The sequence below is a fragment of the Candidatus Pelagibacter sp. HIMB109 genome, from assembly GCF_052048155.1.
Lineage (GTDB): Bacteria > Pseudomonadota > Alphaproteobacteria > Pelagibacterales > Pelagibacteraceae > HIMB114.
This window is the reverse complement of sequence record NZ_JBNAIK010000001.1, coordinates 22169-36900: the sequence shown is the minus strand read 5'-3', so window position 1 is coordinate 36900 and position 14732 is coordinate 22169. Positions and strand designations below refer to the sequence as shown.

Genomic DNA, 14732 nt, shown 5'->3' with positions numbered 1-14732 from the left:
AGTTAGTTTTCCTGAAAAAAATTAAAAGGGGGACAGAGTGAAAAAAATACTTTCATTTATCGTTGCTTTCTTATTTGCCACTTCGGCTTTTGCAAACACTGTTACGATTGTAACTTCATTTCCAAAAGATTTATCAGGTAAATTTAAAGCAGCATTTGAAAAAAAATATCCAAATATCAAAGTTGAGATAGTTGGAAAAAAGACAACAGCTGGAATTAAATATATCCAGGAAACTAAATCTAATAATACAACAGATTTATTCTGGGCATCTGCACCAGATGCATTTGAAGTATTAAAAGGTGATGGTTTACTTCAAAAGTATACTTCTAAAGCAAAGGGCATTCCTTCAAAAGTAGGATCTTACCCTGTTAATGATCCAGATGGTTTTTACACTGGATTTGCTGCAGCTGGATACGGTATCATGTGGAATACAAGATATCTTAAGGCAAATAAATTGCCTGCACCTCAACAATGGTCAGACTTAACTAATCCAGTATATTTTGGTCATGTTGGAATGAGTGCACCATCAAGATCAGGTACTACCCATTTAACAGTTGAAACTTGGTTACAAGGTGTAGGTTTTGATAAAGGATGGGCATTATCAAAAGAAATGGCTGCAAACTTTAAAACAGTTACAGCAAGAAGCTTTGGTGTTCCAGATGGTGTCAACAGTGGTGATTTTGGAGTTGGTATCGTGATTGACTTCTTTGGTTTATCATCAATTGGTAGTGGGTTCCCAGTAGACTTTGTTTATCCAAAAGTTTCTACTTTAGTGCCTGCAAACATTGGTATCATTAATAATGCACCAAACAAAAAGAATGCACAGTTGTTCATCGACTTCTTATTATCGACTAAAGGACAAGAAACTCTTTTAGATCCGAAAATAAGAAGACTTCCAGTGAATCCAAATACTTACTCAAAAGCGCCAAAAGGTTTTCCAAATCCTTTCAAGGATAAATCAATTGGAGCAGCAGTTAAGTTTGATGTTGATCTATCAAAGAGTAGATATAATTTGATCAACTCAATGTTTGATGTGATGATCACATACAGACTGGATGAACTTAGAGATGCAATGTCAGCAATTTACAAAGCAGAAGCAGCTTTAAAAAAGAAAAGCAACTCAAAGGCTAGCGCTTTAATTAAAGAAGCAAGAGCTTTAATTGCTAAAAATCCAATTAGTGAAGCTAAAGCTAACGATGCGGAATTTAACAAAATCTTTAAGAAAAAAAGAAAGAAAGCTAAAGATATTGAAAAATACGCTGGAACTAGACAGGCTGAAGTTGAAGCTGGATGGGACAAAGCTGTTGTAGCAAATTATTCTGCTGCAAAGAAAAAAGCTGAACAAGCTTTAAAGCTTTTATAATTCATTAAATTACAAGCCCCTTAAAAATTTTTAAGGGGCTTGTTTTTAATTATGTTTAAAAATCTTTTTTTAAATTCTACTTCTCTTATCATTGGAGTATTCTTATTATTATTTTTAGTTATTCCAATTGCACAAGTTTTTTATGTTTCTTTTTTAGATGTAAACGGAAGTTTTACTTTAGTTAATTTTTCAGATTTTTTTAAGAACCAATTATTTATCGAGTCTTTTTATAATTCTTTTTATGTAGCAGCGATGTCAGTGGTATTAGCTTCAGTTTTTGCACTCCCGCTTGCTTATTTTACGTCACGATTTAATTTTAAGGGTTCAGTAATTATTCAAAGTTTAGGTTTTATTCCTCTAATTATGCCACCATTTGTAGGTGCGGTTGCAATGAAGTTGTTTTTTGGAACGAATGGTTCAGTTAATTTATTATTAGATCAATATTTCGGATTTAAAATTCCTTTCATGGAAGGATTGAATGGAGTTATTTTTGTAGAGTCTGTTCATTATTTTCCTTTTATACTTATCAATTTAATCACCAGCTTAAATAACATTGATCGCTCGATGGAAGAGTCAGCACAAAGTTTAGGCTCAAAAGGCTTTGGTTTATTTAAAAGAATAGTTCTTCCGCTTTCAATGCCTGGTTATATTGCTGGTGCGAGTTTAGTATTTTTAAAAGTTTTCGATGATCTTGGAACACCATTACTTTTGGATATTAATAATATGTTAGCACCTCAGGCCTATCTTAGAATCTCATCAATAGGGATTAATGATCCGATGGGTTATGTCATTGCAGTTATTTTAGTTGTCACTTCAATTCTTGCAGTTTGGGTTGCAAAAATGGCTCTTGGTGGAAAAGATTACTCAATGCTGCAAAAGGGTGGTGGTGGAATGATTAAAAGAGAGATGAAACCACGTCAAAAAATTACAGCCTATTCTGTTGTTGGTCTGATTTTATTTTTAGTTTTATCCCCTCACATTGCATTAACACTTTTATCTTTTGGAACAATTTGGTCATTCAGCGTTCTTCCTGATGCTTATACGATTGATCATTATAAAAATATTATTTTCGAAAATAGTATTTTTATAAAAAATACGATGCTGTATTGCACTCTAGCTGCATTCATCGATATCGTTTTAGCATTCTTTATTTCTTACATTGTTCTTCGAACAAAAGTTAAGGGAAGACAACTTTTAGATTATATTGCGATGAGCGCACTTGCTATTCCAGGACTCGTATTAGGAATTGGATATTTAAGAACATTCTACTCATTTAACAACCCGTTAGATGGAAAACCACTCGCAAGTTGGTGGTTTATGATAGTTTTAATATTAGCAGTTAGAAGATTGCCTTATGCGTTAAGAGCAGCCAATGCAGCCTTAATGCAAATTAGTAAATTTTTAGAGGAATCTGCCGAGTCACTAGGAGCTAGAAAAACAACAATCTTTAGAAAAATATTAGTACCTTTAATGACCGGAGGATTGCTAGCTGGGTTTATTACAAGTTTCTCAACTGCAACTGTAGAACTTTCAGCTACGATTATGTTAGTTTCAACAGAAGTTGATGCTCCACTTGCTTATGGAATTTATTCATACATGCAAACAGCAGCTGGACGAGGACCTGGTGCAGCACTTGGTATGATTGGTGTATTAATTGTTGCGGTTGGCACTTATTTTTCACAGACAATCATAGATAAAAAATATAAGAAAACAGGAGAGGTAAACAATGGGTAATATTATAAACATTAAGAACATCAATGTTTCATACGGCAAGAACCATGTTCTTAAAGATGTAAATATCGATATTAAAGAAAAAGATTTTTTTACTTTTCTTGGACCATCAGGTTGCGGAAAAACAACATTACTAAGACTGATTGCAGGATTTGAACAATCACAATCTGGAGAACTCATTATCGATGGAAAAGAAGTTTCTAAACTTAATCCATGGGAAAGAGATGTGGGATTAGTGTTTCAAAACTATGCACTATGGCCTCATATGACAGTCGCAAAAAATATTAGTTTTGGTTTAGAAGAAAAGAAAGTTCCAAAAAATGAAATCGATCAAAGAGTTGATGAAGTTTTAGAACTTGTTGGTATGCAAGATTTAAAACAACGTTATCCTTTTCAATTATCAGGAGGACAACAACAACGAGTTGCTCTAGCAAGAACTATAGTAGTCAGACCAAAAGTTTTGCTACTTGATGAGCCTTTATCTAACCTTGATGCGAAACTTAGAAATCAAATGCGTATTGAATTACTAGAACTTCACAACAAATTACAAATTACAACAATATTTGTCACCCACGATCAAGAAGAAGCGAATTCAATTTCTGATAATATTGCTATTTTTAATGAAGGGGTGATCCAACAAGTTGGCGCTCCAATTGATTTATATAATCATCCAAAAAATTTATTTGTTGCTAATTTTTTAGGTACTATCAATGTGATTAAAGGCAAAATATCCAATGGTATCTTTTCTGATGGAAATGACTTTAAACTTGAAAAATTAAAAGTAAATAATTCTGATAATTGTTCACTATTAGTTAGACCTCAAAACATATATTTTGAAAAGAAAAACGATAGTGATCAAAATTTCAAAGGAAAAATTCAAAGTAAAGAATTTTTGGGAAATATCATTAGGTACCAAGTATTAATTTCAGGACAAGTTATGACTATTGATAGTATGCATGAGGGTAAAGAAAAAATATATTCTAAAAATGAAGATGTGGATGTATTTGTAAACCCTGAAACTTCCCAAGTCATTTAATGAAACTTTCAGATTACAAACTTATTATTTTCGATCTTGATGGAACATTGGTTGATTCCAAAATGGATATTTTGAATGCAAATAATAAAACACTTAAGCGTTTTGGATTTAAGCCTATCACCAAAGCACAAGTTAAAGGAATTGTAGGACAAGGCATTGTAGGTAACATTAATATTTCATTAAAAATGCAAAGAAGAACTGCAAGTGAACAATTAAAAAAAGAGATGTTTAAGTATTTTTATAATTTTTATAAAAAAAATCTTTTCGTAAAATCTACAGTATACCCAGGTTTAACAAATTTATTAAAAGCACTTAGAAAAAGAAAAATAAAAATTGCGGTAGGATCAAACAAATTGGAAAATTTAACAAAGATTGTCATCAAGCAATCAAAGTTAAATCAGTATTTTAAAATCATATGCGGTGGAAATACATTTAAACATAAAAAGCCTCATGCTGGATTTTTGAATGCTTTTGTAAAAAAGATGAAAATGAAGAAAAAGGACTGTCTATTTATTGGAGATAGTGAACACGATTATGAAGCAGCTCATAATTCAGGAGTTGATTTTTTATTAAAACAAAATGGCTTTACACAAAAACCTAATTCTTTTTTTAAATGCCCTCAGTTTAAAACTTACAAATCTTTAATTAAAAAAATAGATGGTAAGCGCACCAAATCATGAGCAGGACAAAGAATGTCCAAAGAAACATTTCTTTAAACTTTTGCATTAATTTAAATGCAAGTTTAACTTTTTAAATTTTGATTTAAAGCTGTAAAAATATTTATTGTGCGCCACATTCCCTTTTTTAAATAAAATTTGAGAATAATGGATACACTCGTGCGCTAATGTTGAAAGGAACTCTTTTTTATTTGGATATTCCGGTAACATTTCAAGCTCATAAGAAACTGTTTTTTTTCTGTTATTAAAAACCTCTACAAATTGACCCCAGGTTTTATTCATTTTTCTGATTTTAATATCATTAAATGGAATAAGCTTATTTTTAAAAAGCGCTTTGTTAAAAATATTAAAAAATTTATTAATATCTTTATAGGTCGTTTTATAATGCATCTCTCCTGTCAACACGGCATTAGAAATGCGTTTTGTATAATTTTTAAAAATGTCTTTTTTTACTTTTCTCATTTTTCCTGTAATCTCAATTTGGGCTGGCGGGTATATATGCCTATTCCCAAGAATGTCTAGATAATAAAATTTGGCTTAAACTGAATTATTCTTCAGTTTCAACTGGCTCTGATGAACGCTTTTCACGCTCTGACTTTATGAGTTCTACGGCTTCATCAGGGATCTCATCATCAGACTCTTCCCATGCTTTCACTTCATCGACTTCAAGGCCAAGCTTTTCTGCAACCTCTTCGACATCCATGTAAAGTTCTTCTAATGCTTCTGTAAATTCTTCCCAACTCATAATTGTTTAGCCTAATAGCAATTAAGGAATAAATATGAAATAAAAAATTAACTTTGACAATCTTTATCATCACCTTGAGGCAAGTACTGTAAATGCCAATGATAGCTTTCTTTACCTTGTAATACCGTGGTTTTTGCATGCCCCATAGTTTTGGCTTGATCGATTACAAATTTACTCACAAAACCTTGAAGCTCTTCCTCGCTCAATCGTACTTCTTTTTCATCATTTTTTCCAACAATACGAACCTTAAACATGACTTATGATTAACATCATAATTATGGTTTAAAACTAAATTAGTGTGGCCCATTACCTGGGCCACTAGGTTATAACTATTCGAGAATATATAGAGAAAAACGTATTACCTTTTAAAGTAATGACATGGCGTTTGCAGTTATCGCGATGGCATTAGCGATTAACAAACTGGCAAACAAGACAATTTTCTTCATGAATACAAAATAACTAATTCTATTGGATAGCACTAACGGTAATAACGAATACCTTGCATTCAAAGTTTAGATATCGAATTTTGTCATAACAAACCGTTGTTAAAGTCATAATTTAACATTATATTCTAATTATGAGTTCATTTGACGATAGAAAAAAAGGATTTGAAAAAAAGTTTGTTACTGACGAAGAGCTAAAGTTTAAAGTTAGCAGTAGAAGAAACCGTTATTTAGGTGAGTGGGCAGCAGGTATTTTGCAGCTTAAAGATGAGAAACAGAATGAATATGTTCAATCTGTTGTTAAAGCTGATCTTGAAGAAGCAGGAGATGAAGATGTGATCCGCAAACTAAAAGCAGATCTTAAAAATCACCATATTACGGAAGAAGAAATTAGAAAAAAAATCACAGAATTTAATCAAAAAGCTCAAGCTGATTTCCAATAATTTCTAACCATTATGCTTAGAGGTTTCTTTGTCATTTTACTCTTTCAGCTCATTGGTGAAGTAATTCAAAAGTTTTTTGCTCTTGTTATTCCAGGACCAGTAATTGGTCTAATCTTTCTACTCTTTACTCTTATTTATTTAAGAAGGGTAAAAATGAAAAAAATCTTAAATGTTAAAAAAGATGTCATGAGCACAGCAACAGCCATTACAAGTTATTTATCTTTATTATTTGTTCCCATTGGAGTTGGAGTGGTAATGCATATTTCTTACCTAGAAAAAAATCTTTACCAAGTACTTGGTGTTGTAGTGATTGGTACGATGCTAACGGTTGGGATTACTGCAAAATTAATGGAATATTTAAACCTATATCTTCAGAGAAAAAAGAAATGAACAGCGTTGAAACACTTTACCGAATTTGGGTTTATTTACAAACCGAGCCTTTGTTTTGGTTAACGATTACGATTGGAGCATTTTTAGTTGGAGATTATTTATATAAAAAATCAAATATTAATCCTTTGGTTAATCCAGTTGCTATTTCAATTTTAATCGTCTCTGGAATTTTAATCGTATTTGATATTGAGTATGAGCGTTATTTTAATGGTGCTCAGTTTATTCATTTTCTATTAGGACCAGCTACCGTTGCACTTGCCATTCCTATTTATAATCAAATTAAACTTATTCAAAAAGAAGCTTTAAGCATAACAATTACACTGTTAGTTGGATCCTTATTTGCAATTTTTATTACCTATTACCTTGCAAAAAGTTTTGGTTTAGATGATCAGTTAATTTTAAGTATGTTACCAAGATCAGTGACAGCCCCAATAGCTATGGGAATAAGCGAATTAATTGATGGCCTTCCATCACTTACTGCCATTATTACGATTGCAACAGGCATTATTGGTGCATCACTTTCAACTTTTGTTTTAGATTTTATGAAAGTGAAAGATATGACGGCAAGAGGTTTTGCAATTGGTTTAACTTCACATGGAATTGGAACTGCAAGAGCGATGTCACGAAATAAAACTGCTGGCATATTCTCTGCTCTAGCACTTGCCTTAAGTGGTGTTGCAGTTTCGATAATTATTCCTATTGTGATTAATGTTTTTAATTAATAGTATTAAATCATGAAGTATTTTTTAATTATCCTATCGTTATTATTTACTTATTCTGCACATGCTAATCATCACGAAGAAAAAATTACCATTGAAAGAGCGGGTAAGGGTTCTGAAATATTTAATCTTGGAAAGGAATTATACCAAGCAAATTGTGCTTCTTGTCATCAACCTAATTTATCGGGTCAAAAAGGTTGGAAGGATAAAGTTGATGCTGATGGTCACCGACTAGCACCTCCTTTAAATGGAGCAGGTCACACTTGGCATCATGATGATAAAACTTTGTTTTATATTATCAAATATGGACTAGCTAAACTGGTTCCAAAGTATGAAGGAAAAATGATGGGTTTTGGTGATAAGCTGAATGATAAGGAGATTAAATCAGTACTTGCTTATATTAAGTCTTTTTGGTCTAATGAATATTATCAATATCAAATGAAATTAAATTAATATGAGATTATTTTTTATTACAATTTTTACATTATTATTTTCAACACAAACCTTTGCAGCAGCAATGAAAATGGTTGGTATGAAAGGTAAAGCTTCTGATGTGACGAAAACTATCACAGTAAATATGTATGATAATTATTATGAACCAAAAACTATTAATGTAAAAAAAGGTGAAACGGTAAGATTTATTGTTGAGAATAAAGGTGTGTTGGTACATGAGTTTAATATCGCAACAATGAAAATGCATAAAAAGCATGGACCTGAAATGCTTGATATGATGAAGAATGGAATTTTACTTCCTAACAAAATTAATAAAGAGAGGATGAAACAAATGGCAAAAATGAACCATAAGATGGCTCATTCTCACTCCAATTCAGTTTTACTTGAACCTAAGCAAAAAGCAGAACTGATATGGAAGTTTACATCAAATGCAGAGCTGTTTGGTGGTTGCAATGTTCCAGGTCATTTAGAAGCTGGAATGATTTCTAAAATTAATATTAATTAATTTTTTTTATATAATCTAAATATATGACGATCAAAGCCTTATTTGTTTATGGCTCGCTTCAGCCTGGTGCTGAAAATGAGAGATATTTAAAACATATTAAAGGTGAATGGAAAGAAGGGTATGCCCTTGGAAATTTAGTAACCGAAGGTTGGGGTAGCGAGATTGGTTTTCCAGTTATTCGGTTAAATAACAAAGGTGATCAAATTAAAGGCTGGTTATTAGAGTCTGATGAACTTGATAAGAATTGGAAAATGTTAGATGAGTTTGAAGGTGAAGAATATAAGCGTTCTGTTACGGATATTTATTTAAAAGACGGATCTAAACAATTAGCTTATATTTATGAGTTAAATGAATAAAGTTTTACAGTTTTTTAATCACACCTTTATTGATTTAGGTAAACAGTTTCGTTTAAGTTACCTGCCACCACTGATGATTTATGTAGCCGCTGGTGTGAGTGGACTGACTGGAATTGTTGGGATGTTTTTTATTAAAGATTATTTAAATTTATCTGCTGCTTTCTTAGCAGGATTAGGTTTTTGGGCAGGAATTCCATGGGTTTTAAAAATGCCACTTGGGCATTTAGTTGATTTAATTTGGAGACAAAAAAATTATTTAGTTTTTCTAGGTGCAGGTTTAATCGCAGTCAGCTTAGCGGTGATGTATGGATTGATTATACATACCAAAGCCATGGCAGAAATTTTATCTGTGGAGACTTGGTTTGTAATCAGTGTTTTATTATCGCCTGTTGGTTATGTTATACAAGATGTCGTTGCTGATGCCATGACGGTAGAAGCAGTACCAACCGTTAATCATGAAGGGCAACCGTATTCAAAAGAAGAAACCAAGTTAATGCATACCACCATGCAAACCCTTGGTCGTTTTGCAATTATTGGAGGGACAGTTTTAGTTGCTGTTGCGAACATTATAATTTTTAGCAACACTGAAGGATTAAATGAAACTGAGAAAATATCCCTTTATGGATCAGTTTATTTATGGGCTCTTGTTATTCCTTTTGTATCAGTACTTGGTGTTTTCCTTTCTTTTTATCTAAAATTATCAAACCGGGTTGAGGTTGAAGAGACAAAAATTAATTGGTGGATTTTAGGTGGATCTTTTGTCTTTGTAGTTTTCACCATTAGTATTGGATCATTTAGAGTTCCTTTTGCACAAGAAATTGTTTTTCTAGGATCCATGGGAATTGTTTTGTTCCTAATGATGAAACTGATTAAAGAGCTTCCAAATGATCTTCGTTTTACCATTGTAGGAACTGCCATTATTGTCTTTGTCTTTCGTGCGATGCCAGGACCAGGACCTGGACTTTCTTGGTTTGAAATTGATGTTTTAAAATTTGATGAACAGTTCTTTTCAAAGTTATCTTTAATAGCATCTGTCTTAACGCTTACTGGAATTTTAGTATTTAGATCTTTTATGGCGAATAATTCTATTGCTAGAATTATTGTGATTTTATCTATTGCTGGGTCTGTTTTGTTTTTACCAAGTGTTGGAATGTATTACGGGTTTCATGAATGGACAGCGTCTGTTACCAATAATATTGTTGATGCTAGGTTTATTGCAATTGTAAATACAGCACTTGAAAGTCCTCTAGGACAAGTTGCCATGATCCCGATGTTAGCTTGGATTGCTAAAAATGCACCTGCTCATTTAAAAGCAACTTTCTTTGCAGTCTTTGCATCGTTTACTAATCTTGCACTCTCTGCAAATGCGTTAGGGACAAAATATTTAAATGAAATATTTATTATTACGAGAGAAGTGAAAGATAGAATTACTGATCAAATTCAAATTAAAACAGCTGCAGATTATTCAGAGCTTGGAATGTTATTAATCGTTGTAACCCTATTAACTTTAATTATTCCAATTATTACTGTTTGGTTTGTTCAAAAGTCTAGATTTCGCACCAAAGAATAATATTTTTTTTCTCTCCATTAAAGTGTAAGCTAGAGTTATGACCTGGTATTTATTAGGTTTATTATTTTTTATGGTGATTAGATGGGTGTTTGCTACACCTTATCAAAGTGAAATTGAAAGATATGAAGACAAACATAATTGGACATCGTTAGGGGGATGCTAGATAAATGAAGCTTAAATTACTTCGAGGACTAAAAGATATAAAAGAAAATTTTTCTTATCATACTGACACACCGGTTAGTGAAATAGCCCTTGAAATTAAAAATAAGAAAATTGGTGCAGTACCTATAGTTGATAATGAGAATAAGTTAATTGGAATTGTTTCAGAAAGAGACATTGTAACAAAAATGGTTGTCGAAGCTCGTGATCCTGACTTAACTTCAGCAAAAGATATTATGACAACTGATATTGTTAGCGCCCATTTAGATGATGATTTAGAAAAAACTATTGGAGTAATGAAAAGTAAAAATATCAGACACATGCCAGTGACTGATGAAAATGGAACTTTAACAGATTTTTTTTCAATTCGAGATTTTTTAAATGCAGAAATGAACTATAATTTGCAGGTTTCTCAAAAACATAAAAATGTTGTGCGTTATCAAATCGTTGCATCTGGATTATTAATCCTTGTTACTTTTGCAGGTTTATTCCTAGATTTTTTTGACAAAAAGTACACCATCACGATATTAACTGCTGTGTTTCTTATAATTGGTATTGCGTCAGTCATGACCATAAGAACAACACGAGATAAATCTGACGATTATTAGCAATCAATAAAAATTAGAGATTATTAAGCGGTTACTATCTGATCTTTAAATTGAGAAAATTTGCCTAAAACGAAGTCAATTTCTTTTTGTTCTAATTTAAAATCATTTAAAACTTTAATCACTATTTTTACAAATGTATTCCAGTCTTCTTCTTTAATATTGAGATGCTTATGTTTTTCTACAAGATCAATTTCTGTAACATTAGATTTATAACCCAATAAATGAGCAATGGTTTCTTTTTGAACTTCAATCAGTTTTGAAATGTCATATTTTTTGAAGAACTTATTATAAAATTCCTCATTTTTTCTAATTTCAAAATAAAGCTTTTCGGTAATATCAAAAATGGTTTCTATAGAATATTTTTTGTTTAACATCACGATACCGTCTCTAACCAAAGAGAATCTAATTTTTTAAGCTGGAGTGGATCACATTCTTTGATGAATTTCCAATATCTCCCACACGGCGCCATGTAGGATAAAGCCTTTTCTTTTTCTAAAGCTTGATCCATCACTTTTGAATTAAGTTGAGGCTCTTTGTTTTTTAAAGTCTTTGATAATTGATCTGGATTTAAAAAATCTGACATTTTGATTTTTGGAAATAGTAATCTTGATTGATCCTGCTCTGTTAAATTAATCATTCTACAACCATGAGATTTTGCAAAGGCTAGAAGCCTTGCTGATTTTGCTTCTAATGATTGAAGGGTAATGTCATCTCTTAAAGGATCGGCTTGTCCTGTTCCATAAAAATGACTTGGTGAATTTTTTGGATAAACCATATCACATCCAATGTAAGCAATTACATCAGGTTTTAATGCACCAAGCGCCCAATAGCCTGCAGTAAACGACATAGTTCCACCTGCATAAATAAATCCGCCAAATGAATTTTGTTCTGGCACATATTGCTTAGCGCTAATTAATTTATCTTTATCAAATGATGTCGGTTGTTTTTCTTTTGGAAAATCTTCTGGGTAAATGACATAGTCCCAATCTTTTCTTAATCTCCATGCATTATTAATTGCAACTTTATAAGTTACTGTCGAACAATCAATTGATTGAATTCGAGCAGCGTCAGGTGCACTTCCTACAATTAAAACTGTCTTCATAAATTCGTTTTATTTTTGTTATATTATAATACAGTTAAATCTTAAGTGTCATGGAAAAATTAAAACCAAAACCTTTTCAACTTTGGGCGTGGGCTTCAACGATCACCATTATGGCTGGTGCCATCACGGCTGCTTTTGGTTATTATCCGCTTTATAATTATATATTTTTAATTGGTAACACATCACTTGCTATTGTGAGTTGGTTATGGAATGAAAAATCTTTAGTTTTTCTAAATGCTGGGTTAGCAAGTATTTATCTTGTTGGATTAATCAATCATCATTTTGGATAACTGATTACCACCAACCCATTACTCTGCCGTTACCAATAATAATCATTAAACAAGTGATAATATGTAATAAGACCCAAAAAGATCTCACCATCAGTACTTGTTTGTCATATGGCTTAGTTTTTTTATCTGAAAAACTACCAAGCGCATACATGAATACTTTAAATATATTGTTCATTTTAACCTCCGTATTTTTTTTTAAAAATATATCATTCTAAGATATAACAAGTTCAAAAATGCATTCATTAAAAAAACTTTATTCAAATTTTATCAATTCCCTTAACGGTTTAGGGGCAGGGCTTAAGGAACATTCTTTTGTTATGGAAGTGATAGGTGGTGTAGTTTTAATTCCTTATGTGGTGATCGCAAATTTAGAATTATTTTTTAAAATCAGTATTGTTGCCGTTTATTTTCTCTTATTGGCATTTGAATTACTGAACACTTCAATTGAAAAATTATCAGACAAAATAACAACTGCATTTGATGAAGATATTAAAAAGATTAAAGATTTATCGAGTGCAGCCGTATTTTTGGTCTTATTAGTTTTGGTATCTTTAATTATTATATCCATCATCATTTAGATGAACAAAGAAAATGCATCAAAGCTATGGAAGCGTATTCAACAAGCAGGAGATGAATTACAAGGGAAACTTCCAGATCATCCAAACCATCCAAAAGGCAGAAACCCATATGCTCATGTTGCGATATGTGTGAAAAATAAATTTAAACTAAGTTATAAAGATATACCTGATACTTTTTATGATGATGTGCTAAAGTATATTGATGAGCTTGTTGCAAATCCAGAGTAAAGTTTTTTAATGTTTGAAATTTTTAAAATCAAAAACATCCCACAAAAAAGCTGGAGTTCAGAAAAACCACTTAACTTTAAACCAAAAGTTTCTACCTTTCTTTTACTTTGTATAGGACTAGCGATCTTTGGATTAGGGGAAGGGTTGTTATTAGTTTCAACCACAGGAAATTCTCCGTGGTCTGTATTAGCAGAAGGAATTACTAAAATTACTGGAATTACGATTGGAACCTCAACGTTTCTTGTCAGTGTCGGTGTATTATCGCTTTGGATATTTTTAAAACAAAAGCCTGGTATTGGAACGATAATGAATATTATCATTATTGCAGGTGTTATTGATTTAACGTTAATTTATTTTGATCCACCAACATCAATTGTTTCAAAATATATATTAGCAGTCGTTTCTGTTTTATTAGTTGGCCTTGGAAGTGGGATTTATTTAATAGCTAATCTTGGTCCTGGTCCTCGAGATGGTTTAATGACCGGGCTTACTAGAGTTACGAATTTACCTATAGCATTTGTCAGAGCTTCAATTGAAATTAGTGTGGTTTTAATCGGCTGGTACCTTGGAGGAACCGTTGGAATTGGAACACTCATCTTTGCCTTTGGAATAGGCCCAGCTGTTGCTGCCAGTTTATATTTAGTAAACAAGATCTAGAGTTTATTTTTTTAAATAATTTCTAATTTTATAATGAATTATTAATTTATCTTAATAAATAACATCCATAAACCTACAAGAAACAATGAAGTAGCGAATACATAATTTAGTTTTTTTGCATATGCTTCATTTCTAAATTTTGTTCCTAAAAGGTCACCGAATATTGTCCAGAGAGTAAATGAAAGACAGTTATTAAGAGTAAATATCACGCTTATTAAAACTACTTTTAATAAACTCTGATTATTGTTTAAAAAAATTGTAAACATCAAAGAAATAATTACATAGGCTTTGGGATTAAATATTAAAAGAATTACGCCATCAGTAAAAGTTGTGCTTATATCTTTTGTTGTTGATTTATATGCTCCTGCTTTGAGAAATTTATATGAGAGAAAAATCACATATATTGAACCAATAATTTTTATGTACTCATAGTAATCCTCAATAAATGAAAAAAAAAATCCAAAGCCAAGACCTATTAATAAAGTGACTATAATAGTAGCTAAATGATATCCAAAATTTGCTGATAAGGTTTTTTTGAAACCAAACTTAGCACCACTTGCAGCAAAGAACATATTTCCTGGTCCTGGACTAAAAGCCAGAGGAAAAAGAAAAATTAATAAAGCAACAATTTCTACAAATTTCATGATTTCAATGTTTCTATTATTAAGTGTTAATCCAA

General features: G+C 31.6%; 23 protein-coding genes. 16 read left to right on the top strand and 7 right to left on the bottom strand.

Features of this window, described 5'->3' with window-relative positions:
- The first annotated feature begins 37 nt into the window (after nt 1-37).
- From ACTTAQ_RS00260 to ACTTAQ_RS00245, 4 genes are read left to right on the top strand one after another with little or no spacing between them, the layout of a single operon-like run.
- Nucleotides 38-1363, top strand: a complete 1326-nt coding sequence (locus ACTTAQ_RS00260) for an ABC transporter substrate-binding protein (RefSeq protein ID WP_440694522.1) — start codon at nt 38-40, stop codon at nt 1361-1363.
- Between the two features lie 51 nt (nt 1364-1414).
- On the top strand, nt 1415-3097 hold the full coding sequence (locus tag ACTTAQ_RS00255) for an ABC transporter permease (RefSeq protein ID WP_440694520.1): 1683 nt from the start codon (nt 1415-1417) through the stop codon (nt 3095-3097).
- Nucleotides 3090-4130, top strand: a complete 1041-nt coding sequence (locus ACTTAQ_RS00250) for an ABC transporter ATP-binding protein (RefSeq protein WP_440694518.1) — start codon at nt 3090-3092, stop codon at nt 4128-4130. Before ACTTAQ_RS00255 ends, ACTTAQ_RS00250 begins: the two co-directional genes overlap by 8 nt.
- A complete protein-coding gene (locus ACTTAQ_RS00245) occupies nt 4130-4810 on the top strand; it encodes an HAD family hydrolase (protein WP_440694516.1) in 681 nt (226 codons plus the stop codon). The genes ACTTAQ_RS00250 and ACTTAQ_RS00245 overlap by 1 nt, the downstream gene beginning before the upstream one ends.
- 45 nt (nt 4811-4855) lie before the next feature.
- Here ACTTAQ_RS00245 and ACTTAQ_RS00240 read toward each other — a convergent pair whose 3' ends face one another.
- The 3 genes from ACTTAQ_RS00240 to ACTTAQ_RS00230 all read right to left on the bottom strand — a co-directional run bounded on the left by ACTTAQ_RS00240 (nt 4856) and on the right by ACTTAQ_RS00230 (nt 5806).
- Nucleotides 4856-5269, bottom strand: coding sequence for a SprT-like domain-containing protein (locus tag ACTTAQ_RS00240; RefSeq protein ID WP_440694515.1), 414 nt, complete (start codon nt 5267-5269; stop codon nt 4856-4858).
- Nucleotides 5270-5354: 85 nt separating this feature from the next.
- Nucleotides 5355-5552, bottom strand: a complete 198-nt coding sequence (locus ACTTAQ_RS00235) for a hypothetical protein (RefSeq protein ID WP_009373445.1) — start codon at nt 5550-5552, stop codon at nt 5355-5357.
- A gap of 47 nt (nt 5553-5599) precedes the next feature.
- Nucleotides 5600-5806: a hypothetical protein gene (locus tag ACTTAQ_RS00230; protein ID WP_440694513.1), complete on the bottom strand. Its 207-nt coding sequence runs from the start codon at nt 5804-5806 to the stop codon at nt 5600-5602.
- A gap of 323 nt (nt 5807-6129) precedes the next feature.
- Here ACTTAQ_RS00230 and ACTTAQ_RS00225 point away from each other — a divergent pair, with 323 nt between their 5' ends.
- The 8 genes from ACTTAQ_RS00225 to ACTTAQ_RS00190 all read left to right on the top strand — a co-directional run bounded on the left by ACTTAQ_RS00225 (nt 6130) and on the right by ACTTAQ_RS00190 (nt 11198).
- Nucleotides 6130-6438 (top strand): DUF1476 domain-containing protein, encoded by a 309-nt coding sequence (locus ACTTAQ_RS00225; RefSeq protein ID WP_440694511.1) that lies wholly within the window; start codon nt 6130-6132, stop codon nt 6436-6438.
- A gap of 12 nt (nt 6439-6450) precedes the next feature.
- On the top strand, nt 6451-6828 hold the full coding sequence (locus ACTTAQ_RS00220) for a CidA/LrgA family protein (protein WP_440694509.1): 378 nt from the start codon (nt 6451-6453) through the stop codon (nt 6826-6828).
- Nucleotides 6825-7550, top strand: coding sequence for an LrgB family protein (locus tag ACTTAQ_RS00215; protein ID WP_440694507.1), 726 nt, complete (start codon nt 6825-6827; stop codon nt 7548-7550). The genes ACTTAQ_RS00220 and ACTTAQ_RS00215 overlap by 4 nt, the downstream gene beginning before the upstream one ends.
- A 12-nt stretch (nt 7551-7562) precedes the next feature.
- The gene (locus tag ACTTAQ_RS00210) at nt 7563-8000 is read left to right on the top strand and encodes a c-type cytochrome (protein ID WP_440694505.1); all 438 of its coding nucleotides are present in this window, start codon (nt 7563-7565) and stop codon (nt 7998-8000) included.
- Between the two features lies 1 nt (nt 8001).
- On the top strand, nt 8002-8505 hold the full coding sequence (locus tag ACTTAQ_RS00205; RefSeq protein WP_440694503.1) for a cupredoxin domain-containing protein: 504 nt from the start codon (nt 8002-8004) through the stop codon (nt 8503-8505).
- Nucleotides 8506-8528: 23 nt separating this feature from the next.
- Nucleotides 8529-8861: a gamma-glutamylcyclotransferase family protein gene (locus ACTTAQ_RS00200; protein ID WP_440694501.1), complete on the top strand. Its 333-nt coding sequence runs from the start codon at nt 8529-8531 to the stop codon at nt 8859-8861.
- A complete protein-coding gene (locus ACTTAQ_RS00195) occupies nt 8854-10431 on the top strand; it encodes a hypothetical protein (protein ID WP_440694499.1) in 1578 nt (525 codons plus the stop codon). The genes ACTTAQ_RS00200 and ACTTAQ_RS00195 overlap by 8 nt, the downstream gene beginning before the upstream one ends.
- Before the next feature lie 167 nt (nt 10432-10598).
- Entirely contained in the window at nt 10599-11198 is a 600-nt protein-coding gene (locus ACTTAQ_RS00190; protein WP_009359724.1) for a CBS domain-containing protein, read from the top strand.
- 23 nt (nt 11199-11221) lie between these two features.
- Here ACTTAQ_RS00190 and ACTTAQ_RS00185 read toward each other — a convergent pair whose 3' ends face one another.
- Together ACTTAQ_RS00185 and ACTTAQ_RS00180 are read right to left on the bottom strand one after the other, a co-directional pair.
- On the bottom strand, nt 11222-11572 hold the full coding sequence (locus ACTTAQ_RS00185) for a hypothetical protein (RefSeq protein WP_440694496.1): 351 nt from the start codon (nt 11570-11572) through the stop codon (nt 11222-11224).
- Nucleotides 11572-12300: a hypothetical protein gene (locus ACTTAQ_RS00180; protein WP_440694494.1), complete on the bottom strand. Its 729-nt coding sequence runs from the start codon at nt 12298-12300 to the stop codon at nt 11572-11574. The genes ACTTAQ_RS00185 and ACTTAQ_RS00180 overlap by 1 nt, the downstream gene beginning before the upstream one ends.
- Nucleotides 12301-12350: 50 nt before the next feature.
- On the opposite strand from ACTTAQ_RS00180, the gene ACTTAQ_RS00175 reads away from it, so the two are divergent.
- Nucleotides 12351-12590, top strand: coding sequence for a DUF6552 family protein (locus ACTTAQ_RS00175; protein WP_440694492.1), 240 nt, complete (start codon nt 12351-12353; stop codon nt 12588-12590).
- 4 nt (nt 12591-12594) lie between these two features.
- Here ACTTAQ_RS00175 and ACTTAQ_RS00170 read toward each other — a convergent pair whose 3' ends face one another.
- Nucleotides 12595-12765: a hypothetical protein gene (locus ACTTAQ_RS00170; RefSeq protein WP_440694490.1), complete on the bottom strand. Its 171-nt coding sequence runs from the start codon at nt 12763-12765 to the stop codon at nt 12595-12597.
- A 58-nt stretch (nt 12766-12823) separates the two neighbouring features.
- Between ACTTAQ_RS00170 and ACTTAQ_RS00165 the strand changes: the two genes are divergently transcribed.
- The 3 genes from ACTTAQ_RS00165 to yczE are packed head-to-tail and all read left to right on the top strand — an operon-like array spanning nt 12824 to nt 14053.
- Nucleotides 12824-13168, top strand: coding sequence for a diacylglycerol kinase (locus tag ACTTAQ_RS00165; RefSeq protein WP_440694488.1), 345 nt, complete (start codon nt 12824-12826; stop codon nt 13166-13168).
- Nucleotides 13169-13396, top strand: coding sequence for a hypothetical protein (locus ACTTAQ_RS00160; protein WP_440694487.1), 228 nt, complete (start codon nt 13169-13171; stop codon nt 13394-13396).
- A gap of 9 nt (nt 13397-13405) precedes the next feature.
- Nucleotides 13406-14053, top strand: coding sequence for a membrane protein YczE (yczE, locus tag ACTTAQ_RS00155; RefSeq protein ID WP_440694485.1), 648 nt, complete (start codon nt 13406-13408; stop codon nt 14051-14053).
- A 41-nt stretch (nt 14054-14094) separates the two neighbouring features.
- Here yczE and ACTTAQ_RS00150 read toward each other — a convergent pair whose 3' ends face one another.
- Nucleotides 14095-14697 (bottom strand): LysE family translocator, encoded by a 603-nt coding sequence (locus ACTTAQ_RS00150; RefSeq protein WP_440694483.1) that lies wholly within the window; start codon nt 14695-14697, stop codon nt 14095-14097.
- Nucleotides 14698-14732 lie beyond the last annotated feature (35 nt).

What these genes read in the sequence shown, in the direction of transcription:
- ACTTAQ_RS00235 (WP_009373445.1), bottom strand. Translation starts at nt 5,552, where the DNA reads ATGAGTTGGGAAGAATTTACAGAAGCATTAGAAGAACTTTACATGGAT.
- ACTTAQ_RS00195 (WP_440694499.1), top strand. Translation starts at nt 8,854, where the DNA reads ATGAATAAAGTTTTACAGTTTTTTAATCACACCTTTATTGATTTAGGT.
- ACTTAQ_RS00180 (WP_440694494.1), bottom strand. Translation starts at nt 12,300, where the DNA reads ATGAAGACAGTTTTAATTGTAGGAAGTGCACCTGACGCTGCTCGAATT.
- ACTTAQ_RS00220 (WP_440694509.1), top strand. Translation starts at nt 6,451, where the DNA reads ATGCTTAGAGGTTTCTTTGTCATTTTACTCTTTCAGCTCATTGGTGAA.
- ACTTAQ_RS00210 (WP_440694505.1), top strand. Translation starts at nt 7,563, where the DNA reads ATGAAGTATTTTTTAATTATCCTATCGTTATTATTTACTTATTCTGCA.
- ACTTAQ_RS00230 (WP_440694513.1), bottom strand. Translation starts at nt 5,806, where the DNA reads ATGTTTAAGGTTCGTATTGTTGGAAAAAATGATGAAAAAGAAGTACGA.
- ACTTAQ_RS00200 (WP_440694501.1), top strand. Translation starts at nt 8,529, where the DNA reads ATGACGATCAAAGCCTTATTTGTTTATGGCTCGCTTCAGCCTGGTGCT.
- ACTTAQ_RS00215 (WP_440694507.1), top strand. Translation starts at nt 6,825, where the DNA reads ATGAACAGCGTTGAAACACTTTACCGAATTTGGGTTTATTTACAAACC.
- ACTTAQ_RS00185 (WP_440694496.1), bottom strand. Translation starts at nt 11,572, where the DNA reads ATGTTAAACAAAAAATATTCTATAGAAACCATTTTTGATATTACCGAA.
- ACTTAQ_RS00190 (WP_009359724.1), top strand. Translation starts at nt 10,599, where the DNA reads ATGAAGCTTAAATTACTTCGAGGACTAAAAGATATAAAAGAAAATTTT.
- ACTTAQ_RS00175 (WP_440694492.1), top strand. Translation starts at nt 12,351, where the DNA reads ATGGAAAAATTAAAACCAAAACCTTTTCAACTTTGGGCGTGGGCTTCA.
- ACTTAQ_RS00245 (WP_440694516.1), top strand. Translation starts at nt 4,130, where the DNA reads ATGAAACTTTCAGATTACAAACTTATTATTTTCGATCTTGATGGAACA.
- ACTTAQ_RS00165 (WP_440694488.1), top strand. Translation starts at nt 12,824, where the DNA reads ATGCATTCATTAAAAAAACTTTATTCAAATTTTATCAATTCCCTTAAC.
- ACTTAQ_RS00225 (WP_440694511.1), top strand. Translation starts at nt 6,130, where the DNA reads ATGAGTTCATTTGACGATAGAAAAAAAGGATTTGAAAAAAAGTTTGTT.
- ACTTAQ_RS00255 (WP_440694520.1), top strand. Translation starts at nt 1,415, where the DNA reads ATGTTTAAAAATCTTTTTTTAAATTCTACTTCTCTTATCATTGGAGTA.
- ACTTAQ_RS00205 (WP_440694503.1), top strand. Translation starts at nt 8,002, where the DNA reads ATGAGATTATTTTTTATTACAATTTTTACATTATTATTTTCAACACAA.
- ACTTAQ_RS00150 (WP_440694483.1), bottom strand. Translation starts at nt 14,697, where the DNA reads ATGAAATTTGTAGAAATTGTTGCTTTATTAATTTTTCTTTTTCCTCTG.
- ACTTAQ_RS00240 (WP_440694515.1), bottom strand. Translation starts at nt 5,269, where the DNA reads ATGAGAAAAGTAAAAAAAGACATTTTTAAAAATTATACAAAACGCATT.
- ACTTAQ_RS00170 (WP_440694490.1), bottom strand. Translation starts at nt 12,765, where the DNA reads ATGAACAATATATTTAAAGTATTCATGTATGCGCTTGGTAGTTTTTCA.
- yczE (WP_440694485.1), top strand. Translation starts at nt 13,406, where the DNA reads ATGTTTGAAATTTTTAAAATCAAAAACATCCCACAAAAAAGCTGGAGT.
- ACTTAQ_RS00160 (WP_440694487.1), top strand. Translation starts at nt 13,169, where the DNA reads ATGAACAAAGAAAATGCATCAAAGCTATGGAAGCGTATTCAACAAGCA.
- ACTTAQ_RS00250 (WP_440694518.1), top strand. Translation starts at nt 3,090, where the DNA reads ATGGGTAATATTATAAACATTAAGAACATCAATGTTTCATACGGCAAG.